The sequence below is a fragment of the Microbacterium azadirachtae genome, from assembly GCF_000956545.1.
GTDB lineage: Bacteria > Actinomycetota > Actinomycetes > Actinomycetales > Microbacteriaceae > Microbacterium > Microbacterium azadirachtae.
In genome coordinates this window covers 159,067-182,641 of record NZ_JYIT01000081.1, presented here as the reverse complement: position 1 = coordinate 182,641, position 23,575 = coordinate 159,067, and the positions used below count along the sequence as shown (strand labels likewise).

The following is a 23,575-nucleotide window of genomic DNA, read 5'->3' as shown; positions in this document are numbered from 1 at the left end:
GGTCAGGGGTGGGCGGAGGCGGTCAGGTCGCGGGCCGGCAGGCGCTCCTCCGAACCGTCGGCGGACACGGCCCACGCGGACGCGCCGGCGCGCTCGGCGACGACCTCGACGAGACGGTCGCCGCGGTACAGCAGTCCCACGCCCTCCTCGACGCCGTGTCCAGGCGGGATCCGGCCCGACCTGATCGCCTCCCGGAACGCCGGAGCGCGAGCCGGCTGGGAGTCGTGGTGCGGGCTGAAGGATCCGGGGAGCAGGCCCAGGCCGTCGGCGACGACCTGCGCCTCCGGCCCGAACGACGTCGTCGTGCCGCCGCTGTGCCAGCACAGCCCTCCGGCGGATCCTCCGGCGAGCACGACGCCCGCCTCCCAGGCCTGCCGCAGGAGCGTGTCGAGGCCGTGGGCGCGCCACAGGGCGAGCAGGTTCACGACGCTGCCGCCGCTCACCCAGATCACGTCGCGGCTGAGCACGTGCTCGGCGAGGCGCTCGTGATTCGGGTGGGGGAAGAGGCGGATGTGGCTCCCCTCGGCTCCGGCGGCGCGGGCCGCCTCGAGCTCGGCGCCCTCGACGACGCGGGGATCGCCGCCCGCGGTGTTCACGTGCGCGACCCGCGGCGCCCGGCCGGCCACTCCGGCGAGCTCGATCGCGAGGTGCAGGAGCGGGCCGTACGCGGCGTCGCGCCAGCCTCCGTCCACCATTCCTCCGCAGGTGGCGAGGATCGTGGGGGAGTCGGCGGTCATTCCTTCACCGCCCCGTCGCTGGAGTTCATGATGCGCTTCTGGAACACGAAGAACATCACCGCCACCGGGATCGTCATGATGATGGCGGCCGCGAGCTTGAGCGGATACTGCCGGCCCTGGCTGAGCTGTCCGTTGGCGAGCTGCGCGACGCCCTTGGTGAGGGTCGTGAGCTCGGGGGACTGCGTCGACACGATGAAGTGGGCCAGCTCGTTCCACGAGCCCTGGAACGAGAGGATCACGATCGTGATCAGCGCGGGCCGGGCCATGGGCAGCACCACCGACCAGAACACGCGGAACGTGCCGGCGCCGTCGATCCGCGCCTGCTCCTCGACCGACACCGGGATCGACTCGAAGAAGTTCTTCATGATGAACACGCCTGCGGCGTCCACGAGCAGCGGCAGGATCATGCCCGCGTAGGAGTCGTACATGCCCAGGGTGTTGATCACCAGGAACTTCGGGATCAGCAGCACGACCGTCGGCACGCTCATGACGGCGACGAGCCCGGCGAACACCAGGTTCCGGCCGCGGAAGCGCAGGCGTGCGAGCGCGTAGCCGGCGAGCGAGTTGAAGAACACGCGGCCCGCGGTCACGACGATCGTCACGATCACCGAGTTCGTGAACCAGGTGGGGAAGTCGCTGCGCAGGAACAGCTGGGTGTAGGCCTCGGTCGTGAAGGTCTGCGGCACCAGGCCGAGCGGGTTCGACGCCGCGTCGGGATCCGTCTTGAAGCTCGTGGCCACCTGGATCAGGAACGGGTAGATGTACACGAGCGCGAGGGCGATCAGCAGCGCGTACAGCACCGAGGTCGAGGCGATCCGTGCAGTGCCCCACCGCCGGCGGCGGCGGGGGACGAGGGCGGTCGCGGCGCTCATCGGGGAGCTCCTTCGGTCGTGGGCGTGCGGTCGTCCTTGACCGAGGCCGCGCGGGCGGCGGCGCGTTCGGCCGCTTCCGCATACGGCCGGTTGCGCCGTCGGGACACGAGCCGATCACGCAGCGCCCAGCGCTGCACGAGGGTGAAGACGATGATGATCACGAACAGGATGAACGCGATCGCGGCGCCCTGACCCCACTCCTGGTTGAGGAACGACGACTGATACGACTGGTACGCGGGCGTGATCGTCGTCTTCGCCGGCTGACCGCGCGTGCCGGTGTAGATCTGGTCGAAGATCTGCCAGCAGCCGATGAGCCCGAGCGTGAGGACGGTGAACAGCGTCGGGCGCAGCTGAGGGAGCGTCACCCGCCAGAACCGCTGCCAGCCGTTCGCGCCGTCCATCATGGCGGCCTCCTGCACCTCTCCGGAGATGTTCTGCAGGGCGGCGAGGAACAGCAGCATGAACGTCCCGCTCGTGGTGAAGATCGCCATGATGATGTAGACGCACATCGCGACGCTGGGGCCGCCGATCCAGTCCCAATAGGAGACGCCGAGGAAGCTGTTCTCCGTCAGGGCCGCGGGCCCGGACGTGGCGCCGAAGTGCAGGATCCCGGACGGGTCGTTGAGCCAGTTCGGGCCGTTGATCCCGAGCCATCCGAGCGCGGCGTTGACGGCTCCGGTCGTGGAGAACAGGAACAGGAACAGGACGGTGATGGCGACGGAGCTCGTCACCGAGGGGAAGTAGAACGCGGTGCGGAAGAAGCCGCGGCCCTTGAGGATCTGCCGATTCACCAGCACGGCGAGGAAGAGGCTCAGGGCGGTCTGGCACGGCACCACGAGCAGGACGTACCAGGCGTTGTTCTTCAGGCTCATGCCGAAGTCGGCCTCGGCGAGGCCGCCGCCGAGCAGGAGGGCGGCGTAGTTCTTCAGGCCCACGAACGAGACGCCGCCCGAGAAGGGCGAGCCGCGCCCGCCCCAGTCGCTGACGCTCACCCAGAGCGCCATGAGCACGGGCACGACCAGGAACAGGCCGAGCAGGATCAGCATCGGGGCGGTGAACAACCACCCCGATGCGGTCTCACCGCGCCGCAGTCCCGGGTGGGACGCGGGCCGGTGAGACCGCACGGTGGAGGAGGCCATGATTACTTGGTCAGTGCTTCCAGGTTCTTCTGCGTGGCGTCGAGGATCGCCTTCGGGTCGCCGGTCGCGAGCGATCCGAGCTTGCCGTTGAAGTCGGTCACGACGTCGCTGGCGCCCTTGGCGGTCGGCACGCCCTGGGCGTAGTCCGCTCCGTTCAGGAACGGCACGAGCGGGGCGTTGTCCTTCTTCCACGCGTCCGCGGCCGACTTGATCGACGGCATCGGGCCGAACGCCTTCGAGAAGGCGAGCTGGCTGTCCGCGCTGGTCAGGTGCTCGACGAGGTCGAGGGCCGCCTTCTGGTTCTTGCTGTCGGCCGAGATGCCCCAGCAGTTGGTGAACTGCAGCGTGCCCTTCTTGCCGTCGGGGCCGGCGGGCAGCTCGACAGCCTTGTACTTCACGGTGGGGTAGTCGTTGGTCATGGCACCGGTGATCCAGTTGCCCTCGACGACCATCGCGGCCTTCTGGGTGCCGAACGCCTCTCCGCCCCAGCCGGATCCGAGATCCGCGGCGAACTTCATCGACCCGGCGTTGAGGAGCCCCTTGAGGTAGTCGAGCGCCTTCACGTTGCCCTCGGCGTCGGCCGTGGCCTTGGTCGAGTCGGCGTTCATCAGCCCGCCGCCGGCGGCGACCATGAAGGCGCCGACGCGTGCGTACTCGCCGCTCATCGACAGGCCCACGTGGCCGTCGGCGGTGAGCTTCTGCGAGACCGTGGCGAGCTCGTCCCAGGTCTTCGGGACGTCGGCGTCGGTCAGGCCGGCCTTCGTCCACATGTCGGTGTTGATCACGAGCTGCAGCGTGGAGAAGTCCTTCGGCGCGCAGTAGAGCTTGCCGTCGTAGGTGAACGACTTCAGCAGGCTCGGGTAGAAGTCGTCCTTGTTCTTCAGCAGATCGCCGTAGGCGAGCAGGGAGCCGTTGGACGCGTAGCCGGCCAGCGCATCCGTCGACTGGTAGAACACATCGGCGGGGGATCCGGAGGCGAAGCCCTGCGAGAGCTGCTGGTTCAGGTCGCTCGCCGCGGTGACGGTCGCCTTGACGCCGGAGTTCTTCGACCACGCCGCGACGGCGTCGTTGACGGCCTTGGTCTCCGCGTCGCCGGACGATCCGATGAGGATGTTCAGCGGCTTGTCGGACGAGGTCAGCTTCGAGGATCCGGTGCTGCCGGCGTCGCCGCCGGAGAACCCGGAACCGCAGCCGGTCAGGGCGATCGCGCCGACGAGGACGAGTGCCCCTGCCCCGATCGCGGCGCGCGTGCTGTGCCGTGTCATGTCTCTTCTCCCTTGATGAGCATCCGTGATGATGACTGCTTCGCATGGGCGGCAGGACGCCATCCCCAGAATTTGAACGATCAAACTCTCTGTCCAATACGCTAGGCGGCACGGGTGCGGGGTGTCAAGGTGGGAAGGTGGTCCCGGACCACCCGAGCCGCGGAGGGGAGAGACATGGTCAGGACGCCGACCGTCGAGGACGTCGCGCTGCGCGCAGGCGTCTCGCGGCAGACCGTGTCGAACGTGCTGAACACCCCGGCGATCGTGAAGCCGGCGACGCGGGAGCGTGTGCAGCAGGCGATCCACGAGCTCGGCTACCGGCGGCACGCCGCGGCACGGCAGCTGCGCACCCGGCGCAGCTCGACGATCGGGGTGCATCTGGATCCCTATGTCGGAGGCGTCTCCGGCGTGGTGCTGGACCGCTTCGTGCACGCGCTGACCGAGCGGGCGAGCGAGCGCGGCATGCGCATGCTGGTCTACGCCGCCCGCACCCCGGACGACGAGATCGCGCGGCTCGCCGAGCTCTGGGAGGGGTCGGAGATCGACGCCACCATCATCACCGGAACCTTCCACGGCGACCCGCGCACGCGCTGGCTCGGCGACGCGCGCCTGCCCTTCGTCGCGTTCGGACGGCCGTGGGGGGAGGACGACCTCGCTGCGCCCGAGCACCTCTGGGTCGACGTGGACGGCGCCGCGGGCACCCGCGCCGCCACCGCGCATGCGCTCGGGTTCGGATCCCGGGTCGCGTTCCTTGGCTGGCCGACGGGGTCGGGCACCGGTGACGACCGCGAGCGCGGCTGGCGCGAGGCGATGGCCGCCGCGGGGGTCTCGGCCCCGCGATGGACGGCGGAGGAGGACGTCGCCGCCGCCCGTTCCGCCGTCGAGTCGGCGGGCGACACGGTCGACGCGATCGTGTGCGCCAGCGACTCGCTCGCGATCGGGGCTCTGCTCGCGCAGGCGGCCGGATCCGCCCGGGTGCCCGTGATCGGCTTCGACAACACCCCGACGGCCGAGGCGCTCGGGTTCTCCAGCGTGGAGCAGCGTCCGGAGGACGTCGCCGTCGCGACGCTCGAGCTGCTCATGGGGCCGACCGGGGAGGCCGTGACGCCGCGAGAGGTGCAGGCGGGCACCGCGCACGCGCTGATCGAGCCGCGGCTGGTCGTGCGTTGACGACCGGATCCGCCTACCGTGGAGTCATGGCACGGATCCTGATCTTCGGCGGCCACGGCAAGGTCGCCCTGCTCCTCGAACCTCTCCTCACGGCGCGCGGCGACCAGGTCACGGCGGTGATCCGCGACCAGGCCCAGGTCGACGACGTGCGCGCGACCGGAGCGGATCCGGTCGTCTTCGACGTGGAGTCCGCGTCCGAGCAGGAGATGGTCGCGCTCATCACGGGTCACGACGCCGTGGTGTGGTCGGCGGGCGCCGGCGGAGGATCCGCGGCGCGCACCCGGGCCGTGGACTTCGAGGCCGCGACCCGCTCCATGGCCGCCGCCGCAGCGGCCGGGGTGCCGAGGTTCGTGATGGTGTCGTACTTCGGCTCCTCGCCCGCGCACGGAATCGATCCGTCCGACCCGTTCTTCGCCTACGCGGAGGCGAAGGCCGCCGCCGACGAGACGCTGCGCGCCTCGGACCTGGACTGGACGGTGCTCGCGCCGAGCAGGCTGACGCTCGAGGCGCCGACCGGGCGGATCGACGCGACAGCGGACGCATCCGGAAGCGTGTCCCGCGCCGATGTCGCCGCCGTGATCGCGCAGACCCTCGTCGAGTCCGCGACGAGGCGCCGCACGATCCGGTTCAACGCCGGCGAGGTGCCGATCGACGAGGCTCTGCGCGCGGTCTGAGCTCCGCGCCTGTCAGGCGCGGCCTGCGAGTGCCGCGAGCAGCTCCAGCACGCACAGGGCCGCCAGGCGCACTGTCCGCCCGTCCTCGTCGTCGGCCGTAGCGTCGACCTCGGCGATGTCGGCGCTCACGACGCGCGGATCGGCGGCGATCCCGCGCACGAGCGCGCGGAGCTCGTCCGCGGCGAATCCGCCGGGCACGCTCGCGGGGCATCCCGGGGTCGCGGCTCGGTCGCAGGCGTCGACGTCGATGTCGAAGTGGATGCGGGGGGCGTCCCCGGCACCGGCGACCTCGACCGCCTCGGCGACGACGTCTGCGACACCGCGGCGGCGCACCTCATCCAGCGTGATGACGCGGATGCCCCAGTCGGCCGCCCGCTGCGCGTAGGCGGCGGAGTTCGCGAAGTCGGCGATGCCGATCTGCACGATCCGGCGCGGGTCGATCGCGGTCCCCGTGGGGGCGTCTTCGACGAGGCGGCGCACGGGGGAGCCGTTCGACACGCCGTCGCGCAGGTCGAAATGCGCATCGATCGTGATCAGACCCGTGGCGCCCGCGCCGAGGGCGACGGGGTAGGTGAGGGAGTTGTCGCCGCCGAGGGCGATCAGCAGGCGCGACGCGGCGGAGAGCTCCGCCACTCGGGCGGTCGCCCGGGCGACGCCTTCGTCGCCGTCGGGCTCGTGCACGTCGCCCGCGTCGGCGATCCGCAGCACCTCGTTCAGGTCGACGATCGGCGGACCCATCAGCGTCGGGCTGTATCGGCGCAGCGCTTCGCGGACGGCAGCCGGCGTCGCGTGCGCGCCAGTGGCGGAGAGGGAGGTGCGCCATGTCGGGACGCCCAGCAGCACGGCGTCGGCGGAGGCGTCGAACGCAGGCCAATCGCCGCCGCGCGGCCAGAGGGGATCGTGCGACAGTGCCATGGGTGGTCCCTTCTCGGTGGATCGGCGTCCGCTGACCAGCGTGCCACGACGGCCGTCCGCGCCCACGGCCCTCGCCCGAACGCTGTCTGGCCGACGAGACATCCGCGCGGCGGGGGCGTGACGATCTGCACAGGCTACGACGATCTGCACACGAGATCGCCGGATCCGTGTGCCGATCGTGTCGGCGTGTGCAGATCGTCACGCGCCCAGAGCAGCCAGGATCGCGGCCTGCACCGACGGCCAGTCGTGCACCACCTGTGCGTAGTCGAAGCGGAGCGTGCGAAAGCCGCGCCGGGCAGCGGCCGCGTCGCGCACCAGATCCTTGTGCCGCTTCGCCGTGCCCTCGTGATTCGCCTTGCCGTCGACCTCGATGATGACCCGGTCGATCACGAAGTCCACGATGCCCACCCCGTCGATGCGCACCTGGCACTCGAGACGAAGACCGAGGAGGTGCAGCCTCAGCCGCAGCAAGGACTCCAGGCCGCTGTCGGCATCGCCGCGCGCGAGATCCGTGAGCCATCGTGCCGTGGCCGGCAATGCCGACCGGATCCGACGGCGTGCCGCCGTGTCGAGGTGCCCGTGCCTCCATGCCGACTCGAAGGCGGCGAAGAACGCCTCGTCGCCGGAGCAGAGCCGCAGGTGCAGCAGGGCGGTCTCCAGATCGACGCGGCCGAGAGGCGGCGCACCCCGGTAATAGTGCGGGACGCAGACGCAGCCCGGGTGCGGGTGCGCGTGTCGTCCGGCGCCGAGCCAGACGTGCGGTCCCGTGATCGGGGGCAGCACCCAGAGCTGCAGTGCGGTCAGAACGCTCGCGCAGGTGAGGGCGCCCCCATGCGCGACCGCCGCACGGACGTCGGGTTCGATCGGGCCGGCCGCGAACACGCCGTCGCGCAGGCGCTCGACGGTGCCGCCCCGCACCGCGCGGGCGAGCGACGACCGCGTGAAGCCGAGGCGCTGCAGATCCAGCCCGCGCGCGATGCCGCCACGACGTCTGATGGTGTCTGTCAGGGAGAGCATCACACGATGGTCGGCGAGCGGGCGTCGCTGCGGGGCCCGGACTGCGCAATCGGTGGACAACTCCCGTCCGCGTCGAACGGGGGAGGGCGATCGGGCGTGACGATCTGCACAGGCTACGACGATCTGCACACGAGATCGCCGGATCCGTGTGCCGATCGTGTCGGCGTGTGCAGATCGTCACGCGCCCAGGGGCGCCGCAGATCGTTACGCGCCCAGGGGCGCCGCCGGTGCGACGCGCCCAGTGGCACCGCCGGTGCCTGCGCCGAGCGCGCCCTACACGGGGATGACGGCGTGCGCGACCGCGAAGATCGCCAGCCCGGCGAGCGCGCCGACGACCGTGCCGTTGAGGCGGATGTACTGCAGGTCGCGGCCGACCATGAGCTCGATCTTCTCCGTCGTCTCGGCGGGATCCCAGCGCTCCACCGTGTCCGTGATGATCGATGCGATGTCGTGCCGGTAGCGGTCGACCAGATACACGGCGGCGTCGGTGAGCCAGCGGTCGACACGGTCCTGCAGTGGGTCCTCGGTGGAGAGGCGATCGCCGAGCTCGGCGATCGCCGACGCCGCCCGGCGGCGCAGTCCGCTCTCCGGGTCGGAGAGTGCGGAGAGGAGGCCCGCCTTGGCGGCGTTCCACGCTTCGGCCGCCAGGGCGCCCACCCGCGGGCTGTCGAACAGGGCCGCCTTGGCGTTCTCCAGACGTGCGCGGGTGGAGGGGTCGTGCTGCAGGTTGTCGGCGAGACGGGCGAGATAGCCGTCCAGGGCGCGACGTGCGGGGTGATGCGGATCCGCCTGCACCGCGCGCACGAAGCGCACGGCCTCGTTGTACGCGGCCTCGTCCACGAAGCGGTGCGCGAGCCGCGGCACCCAGGACGGCAGGCGGCGCGAGAGGAGTCCCTGGAACGCGGCGGCGTTGCCGTCGAGCCAGGTGGCGATGCTGTCCACGGCGAGGTCGACGGCGCCGCGATGCGCGTCGGCCTGCACGATCCGCTGCAGCCAGGCGCCGGCGGGCGTGCCCCATTCCGGGTCCACCAGGTGCTCGCGGGCGAGCTCCGCGATGACGCTTTGCACGTCGTCGTCGCTGAGGGCGCGCAGCACCGCGGACGCGATCGTGGATCCCTCGCTCGCGACCCGCTCCGCGTGCTCGGGTGTGCGCAGCCAGTCGCCGAGGCGGCGGGCGATCGAGGTCTCGGTGAGCTTCGTGCGCACGACCTCGGCAGAGAGGAAGTTCGTCTCGACGAACTCGCCGAGGGTGCGCCCGATCTCGTCCTTGCGGTTCGGGATGATCGCAGTGTGCGGGATGGGCAGCCCGAGCGGACGCCGGAACAGCGCGGTCACCGCGAACCAGTCCGCGAGGGCGCCGACCATGCCCCCCTCGGCGGCGGCGCGCACGTACTCCAGCCACGGGAAGCGGCCCTGCAGCCAGAACGCGACGACGAACGCGACGGCCATGATGCCGAGGGCGCCCAGGGCGACCGCCTTCATCCTTCGCAGCGCGCGCAGGCGCTCCAGGTCCGCGGGGGACAGCAGTGCTTCACGGGCGCGTGCCATGCGCCCATCCTTCCATTGCGTCGCGGGATCCGGGGCCGGGCGGGATCCCGTGCCGCGCACGGCGGAGACCGGTAGCCTCGTCCTCGTGATCGAAGACATCAAGAAGCGCGCTCTGCACCGCACCAGCATCCTCGAAGGTCAGCTCCGCGGTGTCGCGAAGATGATCGAGCACGAGGAGTACTGCATGGACATCATCACGCAGTCCCGCGCGATCCAGCGCTCCCTGGAATCGCTCAACCGGCTGCTGCTGGAGAACCACCTGCGCACGCACGTCGCGCACATGTTCGACGAGGGCGGAGAGCAGCGCGAGCAGGCCATCGACGAGCTCCTGAAGGCCTTCGACTTCCAGGGGAAGTAGCCCGCACGAAACACGCGCGAAACACGCATATTCGTTGACAGGGCCGCACTCAACAACGAATATCGTCGCAAAGGTCTGAGATTCCTTCGTTTTCCTCTGTACGGACGAGGGATCCTGTGTCAGACTCTCCGCAGCGAAGAACTCACTGTGGAGGTTCCATGAGCAGTCCTGTGTCCGTATCTGCTCAGAGCACGACCGACGCGCCCACCGGCGGTGTCGAGATCTCTGGCGTCACCAAGTACTACGGCGATGCGACCGCCGTCGACCGGCTGTCGTTGTCGATCCGCCCGGGGGAGTTCCTCTCCCTGCTGGGCCCCTCGGGGTGCGGCAAGACCACGACGCTGCGGATGATCGCCGGCTTCGAGCACCCGGATGCCGGCGACATCCGGCTGAGCGGACGCAGCGTGCTGGGCCTGCCGCCCCACAAGCGCGAGGTCAACACCGTGTTCCAGGCGTACGCGCTGTTCCCGCACATGACGGTCGCCGAGAACGTCGCCTACGGCCTGCAGCAGCGCAAGGTGTCCAAGGCGGAGCAGCGCGAGCGCGTCGCCGAGGCGCTCGACATGGTGCAGCTGCGCCGCTTCGCGGACCGCAAGCCCACGCAGCTCAGCGGCGGGCAGCAGCAGCGCATCGCGCTCTCCCGCGCCCTCATCAACCGACCGTCGGTGCTGCTGCTGGATGAGCCGCTCGCGGCTCTGGACCGTCAGCTGCGCGAGGAGATGCAGCTCGAGCTGAAGCTGCTGCAGTCCCGGCTCGGCACCACGTTCGTCTTCGTCACGCACGATCAGGCCGAGGCGCTCTCGATGAGCGACCGGATCGCGGTCATGCGGGCGGGGCGGATCGAGCAGCTCGCCGCTCCCGCCGACATCTACGCCGAGCCGGCGTCGGCCTATGTGGCGTCCTTCATCGGCCAGCAGAACTTCCTGCACGGCACCGCGCTGGGCGGCGACGCCGTCGACACGTTCGCGGGCGCGCTGCGGGGACGATGGGGCGGCGAGCAGGGGCTGCCCGGATCGACCGCGGTCGCGGCCATCCGTCCGGAGTTCGTGCGGCTCGCGCCCGCCGGCACCGCCGAGGGCCCCGGCGTCGACGGCACGGTCCTGGGGGTGTCGCACCTGGGGGAGACCCTGCAGGTGGCCGTCGACGTGGGCCGCGAGCAGGCGTTCCTGGTGCGCATCCCGGCGCCCGGCGCCCCGTCCGTCGCGGTCGGCGACGCCGTGCGCTGCACCTGGGATCCCGCCGACGTGCGCATCTTCGCCGACGACGGCATCCCCGAGACCGCGACGCACGTGATCGCGCTGCCCAAGGAAGCCGCCTGATGGCGCACGGCCGCGCCCCCGAGCAGTCGCCGGTGCGCGTGCTCGCCCACGCGCCGTCCGCACGCAAGATCGGGGCGGAGCTCACCCGTCGCGGCTTCCTCGCCACGACCCTCGCCGCCTCGGGGGCGGTGCTGTTCACCGCCTGCGCCCCGCAGAAGGCGTCGGCCGCCTCCGAGGCGCACGGCGGAGCACTCGAGGACAAGCTCTCGATCTACACGTGGAGCGACTACGACAACCCGGACCTGCTCAGCGCCTTCACGAAGAAGAAGGGGCCGAGAGTCGTCGTCGACGCGTTCAACTCGAACGAGGAGCTCGTCGCGAAGCTCGTAGCCGCGCGCGGCACGTCGGGCTACGACATCGTCGTCCCGACCGGACCCTTCATCCTCCCCATGGCGGAGAACGGCCTGCTGGAGCGGCTCAACCTCGACCTGATCCCGAACTTCGCGACGATGAACCCGCACTTCGTGCACCGCGCGTTCGACCCGAAGAACGAGTACTCGATCTGCAAGGCGTGGGGCACCACGGGCTTCGCATACGACAAGACGGTGATCACCCGAGAGCTGACGGGGTGGGCGGATTTCATCGACGCGGCGCAGAACGAGGCGTCGGGCAAGACCTCCCTCCTGGACGATCCCGCGCCGCTGTGCGGCATCTACTTCTGGTCGCACGGGATCGACTGGAACACGACGGATGAGAAGCATCTCGCAGCCTGCGAGGAATTCATGACGAAGGAGATGGCCCCGCACGTGGTCTCCTTCGACTCCGCGCCAGGCGGGCAGATCATCCCGCAGGCGACGGCCGCGCTCGTGCAGGTCTACAACGGCGATGCGCGCACGGGGATCGCAGCCTCCAAGCACCCGGAGCGCTGGCAGTGGGTGCTCGGCGCGCCGGCGACGGAGATCTGGATGGACAACTGGGCGATCGCCAAGGGAGCACCGCATCCGGAGGCGGCGCACGCCTTCATCAACTACATCATCGGACCCGACGTGCAGGTCGACCAGATGGACTACATCGGCTACGACACCGGCGTCGACGGCAACCAGCAGCGGGCCGAGGAGGCGGGATTGGAGAACCTCGACATGGTCTTCTTCACGGAGGAGCAGATCGCCACGATGCACGAGGGCAAGTTCACCAAGGCCCAGGAGCGGATCGTGGCGATCTGGAACGCGACGAAGGCGGCCGCCGGTGCGTAAGGGGGGCATCCGCTTCGGTCTGGCGCTGCCCGCCTGGGTGTGGCTCCTCGTCTTCTTCGTCGTCCCGATCGGGGTCGTCGTCTGGTACAGCTTCGGCTACAAGCCGAGCATCTTCGCGACCAACGCCAACGACAAGCTCTCGTTCGACCGCTACATCGAGGCGCTCTCGCCGACGTTCTTCGCGACGTTCCAGAACACGCTCTGGGTGGGCATCGCGGGAACGGTCCTGTGTCTGCTGATCGGCGCGCCCGTGGCGTACTGGATCGCGGTGAAGTGCGCGCCGAGCCGGCGCGGGATGTTCCTCGCGCTCGTGATGGTGCCGTTCTGGACGAACTTCCTGGTGCGCACGATCGGCTGGCAAATCATCCTGGCGCCCGAGGGGTGGCTGTCGCACGCGCTGCAGTTCCTCGGCGTGATCCCGGGACCGCTGGGCATCCTCAACACCCGCGGCGCCGTGCTGCTCGGCGTCGTCTACAACTACCTGCCGCTGATGATCCTGCCCCTGTTCGTCGCCTTCGACCGGGTGAGCGGGCCGTTGCGCGAGGCCAGCAAGGATCTGGGCGCGGGCAGCTGGAAGACGTTCTTCCGGGTCACCGTGCCGCTCGCGCAGCCCGGCATCATCGCCGGCGTGCTGCTGGTGTACATCCCGCTCATGGGCGACTACATCACGGCCACGGTCCTCGGCGGGGCGAAGGGCAACATGGTGGGCCAGATCGTCGCCAGCCAGTTCCAGACCGCGCAGAACTGGGCCCTGGGTTCGGCGATGGCGGTGCTCCTCATCCTCACCATCGCACTGTCGATCGGGGTCGCGGCCCTGATCGGCTGGCTGGTCACGATCCCGATCCGCCGCAGCTACCGCCTGACCCTCGAGGAGGCACGATGACCGTCGTCGCAGAACGACCCGCCGAACAGGCGGATCCGGCTCCGGCCACGGCCGGCGGCCCCGCCGCACGCCGCAGGGCTCCGCGCAACGTCAGCCGCTGGCTCCTGCCGCTGTGGGCGACCCTTGTGTTCGTCTTCCTGTTCCTGCCGATCGCGGTCGTGATCGTCTACTCGTTCAACGTCGGACGCCTGCTCATCTCGTGGGACCACTTCGGCTTCGACTCGTTCGCGGCGATCGTCACCAAGCCCGCGGTGCGCGACGCCGTCCTCGTGTCGCTGCGCACCGGCCTGATCGCGGCCCTGCTGGCGACGGCACTGGGCACGCTCGCCGGCATCGCGATGGCGCGCACGCCCGGCAAGTGGGTGCCCTGGTTCCTCGTGCTGCTGCTGCTCATCTCGGTCACCCCCGAGATCGTGGATGCGGTGGCGCTGCTGCCGTGGGTCGTGTTCCTCGGTCAGGACCTGGGGCTCTCGATCTTCAACGATGGCACCGTGCGCCTGGTGATCGGCCAATCGCTGTTCTCGATCGCGATCGTCTCGTACATCGTGCGGGCTCGTCTGGTCGGGCTCGACGCGAAGCTCGAGGAGGCCTCGGCGGATCTGTACGCGAAGCCGCTCACGACGTTCTTCAAGGTCACCCTGCCGCTCGCGATGCTCGCGGTGCTCGCCGGCTTCCTGCTCTCCTTCACGCTCGGGCTCGACAACACGATCGTCTCCGCGTTCGTGCAGGTCTCCGGCACCACGCCGTGGCCGGTCTACGTGCTGAGCGCGCTGCGCAGCGGTCTTCGCCCGGAGATCGCGGCGGTGTCGACGATCATGCTCGTGCTCACGCTCGGTGCGCTCGCTCTCGTCGCGCTCGTGCTCAAGCGGGCCGGCGACTCCGCCGCGGACATCGCGCGGACGATGGCCGGAGGCTGAGCGGGGACGTACGCTGACGTCCGTGGACGCCACCGACCTCGCCGCCCTCCGCGGCGGCCTGCTCGCCTTCTGCTACCAGATGCTGGGCTCGCCGTTCGATGCGGAAGACGCCGTGCAGGATGCGCTCGAGCGTGCGTGGCGCAGCCGGGACGCGTACGACCCCGCCCGGGGCGCGCTGTCGACCTGGGTCTACCGGATCGCCCGCAACGTCTGCGTGGACCGGATCCGGGAGAGCCCACGGCGGCCGCTGCCGCGAGACCTGTCGGATCCCGGCATCGACGTCGGCGCGCCCCTGGTGCCTGCGCTGGACGTGCCGTGGCTGGTGCCGGCCCCGACGAGCTGGTGGGCCGACTCCGTACCGGAGCGCGCGGTCGCCGAGGCGTCGGGGGTGCGTCTCGCCGTGACGCTCGTCCTGCAGGCGCTCCCGCCCCGGCAGCGCGGGGTGTTCATCCTGCGGGAGGTGCTGGGGCACTCGGCGGCCGAGACCGCGCAGATCCTGGAGACGAGCGTGCCGTCGGTGAACTCGGCCCTGCAGCGCGCCAAGGCGGCCGTGGCCGAGAGGTCCACGCGCCCGGCACCCCTGCGTCGCGACACCGTCGAGAGGTACGCCCGCGCGATCGAGCGCGCCGACGTCGCAGCCCTCGCCGCCCTCGTGGCCGACGACGTGCTGTTCGAGATGCCGCCGGTGCCGCGCTGGTCGATCGGGCGCGAGACCTATGCGGCGTTCATGGCGCACCTGTTCGCGTGGCAGGGATCGTGGTGGCTGACCCGGCCGATCTCCGCGAACGGGCAGCACGGGATCCTGCTGCTGATCGTCACCGACGAGGGGCCGCGTCCGCACACCGTGCAACTGTTCGAGGCCGACGCGACCGGCACGAGGATCGGCCACGTGCTGGTCTACCGGGACGAGGCGCTGTTCGCCCTCTTCGAGCGCGACGGCGTCGTGGCGGTCTGAACGGCGGACGTGGATTCCGTCGGGACCGATGAGTTCCGTTCCGCGCGCACGTAGACCTTGGTGAAGCCCGACGCTCGCCGAGCACGGGACACGACAAGGAGCACGACATGGCACGCATCATCGTGGCGCAGTTCATCACCCTCGACGGAGTCGTGGAGGATCCGGACGGATCCGGCGGCACGCCGTTCGGCGGCTGGTGCTTCCGGCACGGCCCCGAGGCCATCGCGGGGGACAAGTTCCACTACGGCCCGATCCTGGAGACCGGCGTCTTCCTGTTCGGACGCCGCACCTGGGAGGCGTTCGCGGCGATGTGGCCGGCGCGGGATGAGACCGATCCCTTCGCGCATGCGCTGAACAGGGCGGACAAGGCGGTCGTGACCGCAGGAGAGGTCGATCTCGCGCGCTGGCAGAACACGCGTCAGGTCGCGACGGATCCGATCGGCTGGGCGCGGGATGCCGCCGCGGAGCGCGACGTGGTCGTGATCGGCAGCGGCTCGGTCGTCGACGCGTTCGTCCGGGCCGGAGCCGTGGACGAGTACCGGCTGCGCGTGTTCCCGACCGCCACCGGGACCGGGCGACGGCTGTTCCCCGACGGTGCCGACCTCGACCTCGTCAGCGTCGAGCAGGTCGGCCCGACGAGCCTGGTGATCGCAACGCCGTCCGTCGTCCGGGGTCGTTGAGCGAGCACCCGGAGGGAGCGAGACGAGACGCGGCGCCCTCACGGACACCGCGTCTCATCTCGCGTCCCCGGCGACTACAGGACGTTCTCCGCCTCGGTGAGCACCCCGCGCAGGATCCCGCTGATCTCCCGGAACTCGGCCGGACCGATCGTGAGCGGCGGCGCGAGCTGGATCACGGGGTCGCCGCGGTCGTCGGCGCGGCAGTACAGGCCGGACTCGAACAGCGCCCCCGAGAGGAAGCCGCGCAGCAGACGCTCCGATTCGTCGTCGTCGAAGGTCTCGCGCGTCGTCTTGTCCTTCACGAGCTCGATGCCGAAGAAGTAGCCGTCGCCGCGCACGTCTCCGACGAGGGGGAGGTCGAGCAGGGTCTCCAGCTCTGCCCGGAACAGCGGCGAGTTCTCCCGCACGCGCTCGTTGAGCTTCTCCTCCTCGAAGATGTCGAGGTTCTCCAGCGCCACGGCGGCGGAGACCGGGTGCCCGCCGAACGTGTAGCCGTGCGGGAACGACATGTCGCCGTGGGCGTACGGCTCGTAGATGCGGTCGCTCACGATCGCGGCGCCCAGGGGGGAGTATCCGCTCGTGATGCCCTTGGCGCAGGTGATGATGTCGGGCACGTAGCCGTAGGCGTCGCAGGCGAACATGTGACCGATCCGGCCGAAGGCGCAGATCACCTCGTCTGAGACGAGCAGCACGTCGTAGCGGTCGCAGATCTCCCGCACGCGCTGGAAGTATCCGGGGGGCGGGGGGAAGCAGCCGCCCGAGTTCTGCACCGGCTCGAGGAAGACCGCCGCGACCGTGTCGGGGCCCTCGAACTGGATCATCTCCTCGATGCGGTCGGCCGCCCAGACGCCGAACGCCTCCGGATCCGTCGGCGCCCCCATCTCGGCGGCGCGGTAGATGTTCGTGTTCGGCACGCGGAAACCGCCGGGGGTGACCGGCTCGAACATCGCCTTCATCGCGGGGATGCCGGTGATCGCCAGCGCACCCTGCGTCGTACCGTGATAGGCGATCGAGCGGGAGAGCACCTTGTGCTTGGTGGGCTTGCCGCGCAGCTTCCAGTAGTGCTTGGCGAGCTTGAACGCCGTCTCCACGGCTTCGCCGCCGCCCGAGGTGAAGAACACCCGGTTGAGATCGCCGGGAGCGTATCCCGCGAGGCGATCGGCGAGCTCGACGGCCGCCGGATGGGCGTACGACCACAGCGGGAAGAACGCGAGCTGCTCCGCCTGCTTCGCCGCGGCCTCGGCGAGGCGCGTGCGTCCGTGGCCCGCGTTGACGACGAACAGCCCGGAGAGGCCGTCGATGTACTTCTTGCCCGTGTCGTCCCAGATGTGGTGTCCCTCACCCCGGACGATGATCGGCACACCGCTGCGGTCCATCGTGGACTGCCGGGTGAAGTGCATCCAGAGGTGATCATGTGCTTTCTGTTGCAGATCGGCGCTCATGCCCCGATCTTGTCACTCGAAATCAAAAATGACAACAGAAATCGAAGGTTGAACTCCCCGGATCCTGCGGATTCCGAGGTTGGGCTGTGAGGGGTCAGAAGCTCGGGTGCGACCGGCTCAGGGGAGCGGGACGGCCTCCGTGTCCGGCATCGGCGCGGCGTCCCGCCCGCGCAGATCCGGGAAGTACCGCACGAAGACGGCCGAGACCACGAGGGCCGCCGCGGCGAAGCAGGTGGCTGCGAGGTAGGCGCCGGTGGGGCTGTGCATGCTGTCGATGAGGAAGCCCGCGATCGCGGATCCCGCCGCCGCACCGATCAGCTGCCCGGTGCCCGCCCAGCCGAACGCCTCCGCGGTCTCCGAGAACTTCACGCTCGCCGAGGTGATCGCGAACAGCACGGCGAGCGCGGGAGCGATGCCGATCCCGGCGGCGAGCAGCGTGCCGCCCAGCCAGAACACGTTGAGGGAGAGCATCGTGAGGGCCAGCCCGACCGTCACGATGGTCAGCCGTCGCGCCATCGACCACGGACCCATCGGCACCCGGCCCGATGCGAGCCCGCCGACGAGGCTCCCCACGGAGAACACCGCGAGGACGAGGCCCGCCTCCAGGCCTCCGTGGTCGAAGGTCTTCACCACGCCGGCCTCCACGGCCGAGCAGGCGCCGATGAGGAGGAAGCCGATGACGGTGGCCAGCAGCACCGGCGGCTTCAGCACCACCGCGCCGAAGCCGCGGCGGCTGCGCGGGATCCGCACCCGGCCGACCTCGGGGGAGAGGATGAACCACGCCCCGCCGCCGATGAGCACCGCCGCGACCAGCAGGAGGCCCTGGACGGTCCCGACCTGGGTGGACACGATCGTGATGACCACCGGCGCGACGATCCAGATGATCTCCTGCAGCGACGCGTCGAGCGAGAACAGGGGGGTCAGCTGGGAGGAGTTGACGAGCTTGGGGTAGATGGTCCGCGCCGCCGACTGGATCGGCGGGGTGGACAGGCCGGCGATCAGGCCCAGCACCACGAGGCCGGCGAGGGGGAGCGCGGAGCCGAAGGCGAGTCCGAGGATCGCGAGCACGCAGATCGACAGGGTCAGGGTGATCACCGGACGCATCCCCCAGCGCCCCATCCAGCGGCTCGTGACCGGGCCGGACACGGCCTGCCCGATCGATGACGCGGCGAGCACCAGGCCGGCCGCGCCGTACGAGCCGGTGGCGTGCTGCACGTGCAGCAGGATCGCGAGGCTCGCCATGCCGTTGGGGAACCGCGCCGTCAACTGCGCGGCGATGATGCGTCCGACTCCCGGTACGCGCAGAAGCTCCTTGTATCCCGATCCGGCCACGGATCAACGCTACAGGTCGCGCGAGGCCGGATGCAGGTCGAGGAGGGCGCTCCCGCCGCCGCGGGTGAGAGGCCGGCGACGACACGCCGACGACACGCCGAAGGGCGAATTCCACAGCCTGGGGAATGTCCGAGGCCCGAGGAAGCATCGCATCTGTGGATGGATCCGAGCGGGGCCTTCCGGACCCGCGGGAAATCGCGGCTCGCGGGTCGGCCTGCGCCCTCTCGGGCTGTGGAGACAGGCGTGGAGAACCTGTGGCCAAACGGTGGAATACGGTGGAAAACTACACAGTTGTAACTACTAGCCCTTGTGGTCGACCCGAATGTCCGCACCTATATGTAGTATTGAACTCCCGGCGGGGCCACCTGTCCGACGGCCGGGTTCTGAGGGGAAAGAAGAGGCGCAACACATGTCCATCACGGTCTACACCAAGCCCTCCTGCGTCCAGTGCAACGCGACCTACCGCGCGCTCGACGCGAAGGGCATCGAATACGAAGTCCACGACGTCTCCGAGGACGCTGCGGCGCTCGAGCACGTGAAGTCGCTCGGCTACCTGCAGGCGCCCGTCGTCGTCACCGACGAGGACCACTGGTCGGGCTTCCGTCCCGACAAGATCGACGAGCTCGCCGCTCGTCTGGCGTAACTCCGGCTCCGAGCCCGTCGAAGGGGGCGATCTCATGAACGCCGCCACTGCGACCGTCGCGCCGCTGCTGGTCTACTTCTCGAGCATCTCGGGCAACACGGCCCGGTTCATTGAGAAGCTCGGCCTTCCGGCGCGGCGGATTCCGCTGCACAGCACGGACGAGCCGCTCGTCGTCGACGAGCCGTTCGTGCTCGTCACGCCGACCTACGGCGGGGGACAGGGCCGCGGCGTCGAGAAGGGCGCCGTGCCGAAGCAGGTCATCCGGTTCCTCAACGACGAGCGAAACCGGCGACACATCCGCGGAGTGATCTCCGCAGGCAACACCAACTTCGGCGACGCGTTCTGCGCCGCCGGTGACATCATCAGCCGCAAGTGCCACGTGCCCCACTTGTACCGGCTTGAGATCTACGGCACACAGGACGACGTCGATCGCGTGAGCGACGGATTGGAACGATGGTGGACGCAGCAGTGAAGGAAGAGGCGGCCTACAAGGTCAACCAGGCGTACGAGGGGCTGGACTACCACGCCCTGAATGCGATGCTGAACCTGTACGACGCGAACGGGAAGATCCAGTTCGACGCCGACAAGCGGGCCGCGCGGGAGTACTTCCTGCAGCACGTGAACCAGAACACGGTGTTCTTCCACTCGCTCAAGGAGCGCCTGGACTACCTCGTCGAGAAGGAGTACTACGAGGGCGCCGTCCTGGAGAAGTACTCGTTCGACTTCATCCAGCAGCTCAACGAGTTCGCCTACTCGAAGAAGTTCCGCTTCGAGACGTTCCTCGGCGCGTTCAAGTACTACACCAGCTACACGCTGAAGACCTTCGACGGCAAGCGCTACCTGGAGCGCTTCGAGGACCGCGTCGTGATGACCGCCCTCGCCCTCGCCGACGGTGACGAGGCCGTCGCGAAGAACCTCGTCGAGGAGATCATCTCCGGCCGGTTCCAGCCGGCGACCCCGACCTTCCTCAACGCGGGCAAGGCCCAGCGCGGCGAGCTCGTCAGCTGCTTCCTGCTGCGCATCGAGGACAACATGGAGTCGATCGCCCGCGGCATCAACTCCGCCCTGCAGCTCTCGAAGCGCGGCGGTGGCGTGGCGCTCCTGCTGAGCAACATCCGCGAGTCCGGTGCACCGATCAAGCAGATCGAGAACCAGTCCTCCGGCATCATCCCCGTCATGAAGCTGCTCGAAGACAGCTTCAGCTACGCCAACCAGCTCGGTGCGCGTCAGGGCGCCGGTGCGGTGTACCTGAACGCCCACCACCCCGACATCATGCGGTTCCTCGACACCAAGCGCGAGAACGCCGACGAGAAGATCCGCATCAAGACGCTGTCGCTCGGCGTCGTCGTGCCGGACATCACGTTCGAGCTCGCCAAGAACGGCGAGGACATGTACCTGTTCTCCCCGTACGACGTGGAGCGCGTCTACGGCGTGCCGTTCGGCGACATCTCGGTCACCGAGAAGTACCGCGAGATGGTCGACGACCCGCGGATCAAGAAGACCAAGATCAATGCGCGCGAGTTCTTCCAGACGATCGCCGAGATCCAGTTCGAGTCGGGCTACCCGTACATCATGTTCGAGGACACGGTGAACAAGGCCAACCCGATCAAGGGCCGCATCAACATGTCCAACCTCTGCAGCGAGATCCTGCAGGTGAACACGCCGACGACGTACAACGAGGACCTCTCGTACGCCCAGATCGGCAAGGACATCTCCTGCAACCTCGGCTCGATGAACATCGCGCTCGCGATGGACGGCGGCGACCTGGGCGCGACCGTGGAGACCGCGATCCGCGGCCTCACCGCGGTGAGCAACCAGAGCCACATCGCCTCGGTGCGCTCGATCGAGGACGGCAACGACCGTTCGCACGCGATCGGCCTCGGCCAGATGAACCTGCACGGCTACCTCGCCCGCGAGCACGTCTACTACGGGTCCGAAGAGGGCGTCGACTTCACGAACATCTACTTCTACACGGTGCTGTTCCACGCTCTGCGGGCGTCGAACAAGCTCGCGATCGAGCGCGGCACCGCCTTCGACGGGTTCGAGGACTCGACCTACGCATCCGGCACGTTCTTCGACAAGTACATCGATCAGGAGTGGGTGCCGGCCACCGCGAAGGTCGCCGAGCTGTTCGCCGGCCACCACATCCCCACGCAGGCCGACTGGGTCGAGCTGAAGGAGTCCATCCAGAAGCACGGCATCTACAACCAGAACCTGCAGGCCGTGCCGCCGACCGGATCCATCTCCTACATCAACAACTCGACGAGCTCGATCCACCCGATCGCGTCGAAGATCGAGATCCGCAAGGAAGGCAAGCTCGGTCGCGTCTACTACCCGGCGGCGTTCATGACGAACGACAACCTGGAGTACTACCAGGACGCGTACGAGATCGGCTACGAGAAGGTCATCGACACGTACGCCGCGGCCACGCAGCACGTGGACCAGGGCCTGTCGCTCACGCTGTTCTTCAAGGACACCGCGACCACCCGCGACATCAACAAGGCTCAGATCTACGCCTGGCGCAAGGGCATCAAGACGATCTACTACATCCGGCTGCGTCAGCTCGCCCTCGAGGGCACCGACATGACCGAGTGCGTCAGCTGCATGCTGTGATGCTCTGGGCTCCGCATCGTTCCACGACCGACTTAGGAAAGAAATGACCCCCGAACCGCTCAAGCTGGTCGACCGCGTGCAGGCGATCAACTGGAACCGCATCCAGGACGACAAGGACCTCGAGGTCTGGAACCGTCTGGTGAACAACTTCTGGCTGCCCGAGAAGGTGCCGCTGTCCAACGACATCCAGTCGTGGAACACGCTCACCCCCGAGGAGCAGACCCTCACCATGCGCGTGTTCACCGGCCTGACGCTGCTGGACACGATCCAGGGCACGGTCGGTGCCGTCTCCCTCATCCCCGATGCGATCACCCCGCACGAGGAGGCCGTCTACACGAACATCGCGTTCATGGAGTCGGTGCACGCGAAGAGCTACTCCTCGATCTTCTCGACGCTGTGCTCGACGAAGGAGATCGACGAGGCCTTCCGCTGGTCCGTGGAGAACCCGAACCTTCAGAAGAAGGCTCAGATCGTCATGGACTACTACCGCGGGGACGAGCCGCTCAAGCGCAAGGTCGCCTCGACCCTGCTGGAGAGCTTCCTGTTCTACTCGGGGTTCTACCTTCCGATGCACTGGTCGTCGCGGGCGAAGCTCACCAACACGGCCGACCTCATCCGCCTCATCATCCGTGACGAGGCCGTGCACGGGTACTACATCGGCTACAAGTTCCAGCGCGGTCTCGAGACGCTCGATCAGGCCAAGAAGGACGAGCTGAAGGACTACACCTTCTCGCTGCTCTACGAGCTCTACGACAACGAGGTGCAGTACACGCAGGATCTGTACGACGAGGTCGGTCTCACCGAGGACGTCAAGCGCTTCCTGCACTACAACGCGAACAAGGCGCTGATGAACCTCGGCTACGAGGCGATGTTCCCGGCCGCCGTCACCAACGTGAACCCGGCGATCCTGTCGGCGCTCTCGCCCAACGCGGACGAGAACCACGACTTCTTCTCGGGATCCGGATCCTCCTACGTCATCGGCAAGGCCGAGGCCACCGAGGACGAGGACTGGGACTTCTGAGTCGCATTTCGTGAGAGGGCCCGGATCCGCCTGCGCGCGGATCCGGGCCCTTCCTGTCCCAGCGTGCACGAAGGCGCCTGCTGATAGCGTCGCGGCAACACCCACGACGGGAGAACCGTGACCGACGACCCGACCCTCGGCCTCACGCTCAGCGGCGGCGGCGCCTACGGCGCTGCGCAGGCCGGAGTGCTGCAGGTGCTCGCCGAGCGCGGCATCCGCCCCGGCATCGTCGCGGGCACGAGCGCCGGAGCGCTGCTCGGCGCCGCCTACGCCGCCGGGATCGGCGCCGACGCGATCGAGCACGCGGTGCGCCGGTTCCGCTGGAGCGCGATCGCCCGGTGGTCGCTCCGGCCGCGCTGGGGACTGCTCGACACCCACGCGGTGACCGACGCGATCCACCGCATCCTCGGCCACGATCCTCTGATCGAGGAGCTGCCGCGGCGCTTCGGCGCGTATGCGACCGATCTGCGCACCCGGCGCGGCGTGATCCTCGACCGCGGACCGCTCAGCACGGCGCTGCGCTCGACCATCGCCGTGCCCGGCGTGCTGCCCCCGGTCCGGCGCGACGGCGCCGTGCTCGCCGACGGCGGGATGATCGACAACGTGCCGGAGAGGGTGACGCGCGCTCTCGGCGCGGAGCGCACGATCGTGGTGCGGCTCCATGCGAAGTGGGAGAACGTCCGCATGATGCGCACGGTCACTGCCACCGCGGACCTCGTCGCCGATCCCACGGTGATCCTCATCCAGCCCGAGATGGAGCGGATGGCGCAGTGGGTGACGAAGGACGTGCCGCGGCTCATCGCGGAGGGCCGCCGCGCGGCCGAGTCGGCGCTCGACGCCGCGGATCGCGACGGGCGACTGCTCGCGATCGGATAGTCGCGG

At 69.2% G+C, this 23,575-nt stretch carries 23 protein-coding genes; 14 read left to right on the top strand and 9 right to left on the bottom strand.

Annotated elements, in window-relative coordinates; translation table 11 throughout:
* Window positions 1-2 precede the first annotated feature (2 nt).
* The 4 genes from RL72_RS13055 to RL72_RS13040 are packed head-to-tail and all read right to left on the bottom strand — an operon-like array spanning window position 3 to window position 4,013.
* Window positions 3-737 carry a Type 1 glutamine amidotransferase-like domain-containing protein gene (locus RL72_RS13055; protein WP_045251262.1) on the bottom strand — a complete coding sequence of 245 codons (735 nt, stop codon included), beginning with the start codon at window positions 735-737 and terminating at the stop codon, window positions 3-5.
* Window positions 734-1,609: a carbohydrate ABC transporter permease gene (locus tag RL72_RS13050; RefSeq protein ID WP_045251261.1), complete on the bottom strand. Its 876-nt coding sequence runs from the start codon at window positions 1,607-1,609 to the stop codon at window positions 734-736. The genes RL72_RS13055 and RL72_RS13050 overlap by 4 nt, the downstream gene beginning before the upstream one ends.
* The gene (locus RL72_RS13045; protein WP_045251260.1) at window positions 1,606-2,748 is read right to left on the bottom strand and encodes a carbohydrate ABC transporter permease; all 1,143 of its coding nucleotides are present in this window, start codon (window positions 2,746-2,748) and stop codon (window positions 1,606-1,608) included. Before RL72_RS13045 ends, RL72_RS13050 begins: the two co-directional genes overlap by 4 nt.
* A 2-nt stretch (window positions 2,749-2,750) precedes the next feature.
* Complete coding sequence (locus RL72_RS13040) at window positions 2,751-4,013, bottom strand: sugar ABC transporter substrate-binding protein (RefSeq protein WP_045251259.1); 1,263 nt, start codon at window positions 4,011-4,013, stop codon at window positions 2,751-2,753.
* A gap of 174 nt (window positions 4,014-4,187) precedes the next feature.
* Between RL72_RS13040 and RL72_RS13035 the strand changes: the two genes are divergently transcribed.
* Window positions 4,188-5,183, top strand: coding sequence for a LacI family DNA-binding transcriptional regulator (locus RL72_RS13035; protein WP_045251258.1), 996 nt, complete (start codon window positions 4,188-4,190; stop codon window positions 5,181-5,183).
* A 26-nt stretch (window positions 5,184-5,209) separates the two neighbouring features.
* Window positions 5,210-5,857, top strand: coding sequence for an NAD(P)H-binding protein (locus RL72_RS13030; RefSeq protein ID WP_045251257.1), 648 nt, complete (start codon window positions 5,210-5,212; stop codon window positions 5,855-5,857).
* Window positions 5,858-5,869: 12 nt separating this feature from the next.
* Here RL72_RS13030 and RL72_RS13025 read toward each other — a convergent pair whose 3' ends face one another.
* The 3 genes from RL72_RS13025 to RL72_RS13015 all read right to left on the bottom strand — a co-directional run bounded on the left by RL72_RS13025 (window position 5,870) and on the right by RL72_RS13015 (window position 9,337).
* Window positions 5,870-6,772 carry an agmatinase family protein gene (locus RL72_RS13025; protein WP_045251256.1) on the bottom strand — a complete coding sequence of 301 codons (903 nt, stop codon included), beginning with the start codon at window positions 6,770-6,772 and terminating at the stop codon, window positions 5,870-5,872.
* Between the two features lie 198 nt (window positions 6,773-6,970).
* Window positions 6,971-7,789 carry a type IV toxin-antitoxin system AbiEi family antitoxin domain-containing protein gene (locus RL72_RS13020; protein ID WP_082072379.1) on the bottom strand — a complete coding sequence of 273 codons (819 nt, stop codon included), beginning with the start codon at window positions 7,787-7,789 and terminating at the stop codon, window positions 6,971-6,973.
* 273 nt (window positions 7,790-8,062) lie between these two features.
* Window positions 8,063-9,337 (bottom strand): DUF445 domain-containing protein, encoded by a 1,275-nt coding sequence (locus tag RL72_RS13015; RefSeq protein WP_045251255.1) that lies wholly within the window; start codon window positions 9,335-9,337, stop codon window positions 8,063-8,065.
* Window positions 9,338-9,422: 85 nt separating this feature from the next.
* Between RL72_RS13015 and RL72_RS13010 the strand changes: the two genes are divergently transcribed.
* The 7 genes from RL72_RS13010 to RL72_RS12980 all read left to right on the top strand — a co-directional run bounded on the left by RL72_RS13010 (window position 9,423) and on the right by RL72_RS12980 (window position 15,642).
* Complete coding sequence (locus tag RL72_RS13010; protein ID WP_045251303.1) at window positions 9,423-9,695, top strand: metal-sensitive transcriptional regulator; 273 nt, start codon at window positions 9,423-9,425, stop codon at window positions 9,693-9,695.
* 158 nt (window positions 9,696-9,853) lie between these two features.
* Entirely contained in the window at window positions 9,854-11,014 is a 1,161-nt protein-coding gene (locus tag RL72_RS13005; protein WP_045251254.1) for an ABC transporter ATP-binding protein, read from the top strand.
* Window positions 11,014-12,207 carry a polyamine ABC transporter substrate-binding protein gene (locus RL72_RS13000; RefSeq protein WP_045251253.1) on the top strand — a complete coding sequence of 398 codons (1,194 nt, stop codon included), beginning with the start codon at window positions 11,014-11,016 and terminating at the stop codon, window positions 12,205-12,207. The genes RL72_RS13005 and RL72_RS13000 overlap by 1 nt, the downstream gene beginning before the upstream one ends.
* A complete protein-coding gene (locus RL72_RS12995) occupies window positions 12,200-13,090 on the top strand; it encodes an ABC transporter permease (RefSeq protein WP_045251252.1) in 891 nt (296 codons plus the stop codon). The genes RL72_RS13000 and RL72_RS12995 overlap by 8 nt, the downstream gene beginning before the upstream one ends.
* Window positions 13,087-14,007, top strand: coding sequence for an ABC transporter permease (locus tag RL72_RS12990; RefSeq protein WP_082072378.1), 921 nt, complete (start codon window positions 13,087-13,089; stop codon window positions 14,005-14,007). Before RL72_RS12995 ends, RL72_RS12990 begins: the two co-directional genes overlap by 4 nt.
* 22 nt (window positions 14,008-14,029) lie before the next feature.
* Entirely contained in the window at window positions 14,030-14,962 is a 933-nt protein-coding gene (locus RL72_RS12985) for an RNA polymerase subunit sigma-70 (protein WP_248700469.1), read from the top strand.
* A 107-nt stretch (window positions 14,963-15,069) separates the two neighbouring features.
* Complete coding sequence (locus RL72_RS12980; protein WP_045251251.1) at window positions 15,070-15,642, top strand: dihydrofolate reductase family protein; 573 nt, start codon at window positions 15,070-15,072, stop codon at window positions 15,640-15,642.
* Window positions 15,643-15,716: 74 nt separating this feature from the next.
* On the opposite strand, the gene RL72_RS12975 is transcribed toward RL72_RS12980, so the two are convergent.
* On the bottom strand, window positions 15,717-17,084 hold the full coding sequence (locus RL72_RS12975; protein ID WP_045251250.1) for an aspartate aminotransferase family protein: 1,368 nt from the start codon (window positions 17,082-17,084) through the stop codon (window positions 15,717-15,719).
* Between the two features lie 117 nt (window positions 17,085-17,201).
* Complete coding sequence (locus RL72_RS12970) at window positions 17,202-18,365, bottom strand: MFS transporter (RefSeq protein ID WP_045251300.1); 1,164 nt, start codon at window positions 18,363-18,365, stop codon at window positions 17,202-17,204.
* A 460-nt stretch (window positions 18,366-18,825) separates the two neighbouring features.
* On the opposite strand from RL72_RS12970, the gene nrdH reads away from it, so the two are divergent.
* The 5 genes from nrdH to RL72_RS12945 all read left to right on the top strand — a co-directional run bounded on the left by nrdH (window position 18,826) and on the right by RL72_RS12945 (window position 23,569).
* Entirely contained in the window at window positions 18,826-19,059 is a 234-nt protein-coding gene (gene nrdH / locus RL72_RS12965; protein WP_045251249.1) for a glutaredoxin-like protein NrdH, read from the top strand.
* A gap of 34 nt (window positions 19,060-19,093) precedes the next feature.
* Window positions 19,094-19,531 carry a class Ib ribonucleoside-diphosphate reductase assembly flavoprotein NrdI gene (gene nrdI / locus RL72_RS12960; RefSeq protein ID WP_045251248.1) on the top strand — a complete coding sequence of 146 codons (438 nt, stop codon included), beginning with the start codon at window positions 19,094-19,096 and terminating at the stop codon, window positions 19,529-19,531.
* Window positions 19,513-21,672 carry a class 1b ribonucleoside-diphosphate reductase subunit alpha gene (gene nrdE, locus RL72_RS12955; protein ID WP_045251247.1) on the top strand — a complete coding sequence of 720 codons (2,160 nt, stop codon included), beginning with the start codon at window positions 19,513-19,515 and terminating at the stop codon, window positions 21,670-21,672. Before nrdI ends, nrdE begins: the two co-directional genes overlap by 19 nt.
* Window positions 21,673-21,715: 43 nt before the next feature.
* On the top strand, window positions 21,716-22,693 hold the full coding sequence (gene nrdF, locus RL72_RS12950) for a class 1b ribonucleoside-diphosphate reductase subunit beta (protein WP_045251246.1): 978 nt from the start codon (window positions 21,716-21,718) through the stop codon (window positions 22,691-22,693).
* A 117-nt stretch (window positions 22,694-22,810) separates the two neighbouring features.
* A complete protein-coding gene (locus tag RL72_RS12945; RefSeq protein ID WP_052674401.1) occupies window positions 22,811-23,569 on the top strand; it encodes a patatin-like phospholipase family protein in 759 nt (252 codons plus the stop codon).
* Window positions 23,570-23,575: the final 6 nt, after the last annotated feature.

Bases quoted from the DNA above. Each gene is read 5' to 3' on its own strand.
- RL72_RS13055 (WP_045251262.1), bottom strand. From the start codon at position 737: ATGACCGCCGACTCCCCCACGATCCTCGCCACCTGCGGAGGAATGGTG.
- RL72_RS13050 (WP_045251261.1), bottom strand. From the start codon at position 1,609: ATGAGCGCCGCGACCGCCCTCGTCCCCCGCCGCCGCCGGCGGTGGGGC.
- RL72_RS13045 (WP_045251260.1), bottom strand. From the start codon at position 2,748: ATGGCCTCCTCCACCGTGCGGTCTCACCGGCCCGCGTCCCACCCGGGA.
- RL72_RS13040 (WP_045251259.1), bottom strand. From the start codon at position 4,013: ATGACACGGCACAGCACGCGCGCCGCGATCGGGGCAGGGGCACTCGTC.
- RL72_RS13035 (WP_045251258.1), top strand. From the start codon at position 4,188: ATGGTCAGGACGCCGACCGTCGAGGACGTCGCGCTGCGCGCAGGCGTC.
- RL72_RS13030 (WP_045251257.1), top strand. From the start codon at position 5,210: ATGGCACGGATCCTGATCTTCGGCGGCCACGGCAAGGTCGCCCTGCTC.
- RL72_RS13025 (WP_045251256.1), bottom strand. From the start codon at position 6,772: ATGGCACTGTCGCACGATCCCCTCTGGCCGCGCGGCGGCGATTGGCCT.
- RL72_RS13020 (WP_082072379.1), bottom strand. From the start codon at position 7,789: ATGCTCTCCCTGACAGACACCATCAGACGTCGTGGCGGCATCGCGCGC.
- RL72_RS13015 (WP_045251255.1), bottom strand. From the start codon at position 9,337: ATGGCACGCGCCCGTGAAGCACTGCTGTCCCCCGCGGACCTGGAGCGC.
- RL72_RS13005 (WP_045251254.1), top strand. From the start codon at position 9,854: ATGAGCAGTCCTGTGTCCGTATCTGCTCAGAGCACGACCGACGCGCCC.
- RL72_RS13000 (WP_045251253.1), top strand. From the start codon at position 11,014: ATGGCGCACGGCCGCGCCCCCGAGCAGTCGCCGGTGCGCGTGCTCGCC.
- RL72_RS12990 (WP_082072378.1), top strand. From the start codon at position 13,087: ATGACCGTCGTCGCAGAACGACCCGCCGAACAGGCGGATCCGGCTCCG.
- RL72_RS12980 (WP_045251251.1), top strand. From the start codon at position 15,070: ATGGCACGCATCATCGTGGCGCAGTTCATCACCCTCGACGGAGTCGTG.
- RL72_RS12975 (WP_045251250.1), bottom strand. From the start codon at position 17,084: ATGAGCGCCGATCTGCAACAGAAAGCACATGATCACCTCTGGATGCAC.
- nrdH (WP_045251249.1), top strand. From the start codon at position 18,826: ATGTCCATCACGGTCTACACCAAGCCCTCCTGCGTCCAGTGCAACGCG.
- nrdI (WP_045251248.1), top strand. From the start codon at position 19,094: ATGAACGCCGCCACTGCGACCGTCGCGCCGCTGCTGGTCTACTTCTCG.
- nrdE (WP_045251247.1), top strand. From the start codon at position 19,513: ATGGTGGACGCAGCAGTGAAGGAAGAGGCGGCCTACAAGGTCAACCAG.
- nrdF (WP_045251246.1), top strand. From the start codon at position 21,716: ATGACCCCCGAACCGCTCAAGCTGGTCGACCGCGTGCAGGCGATCAAC.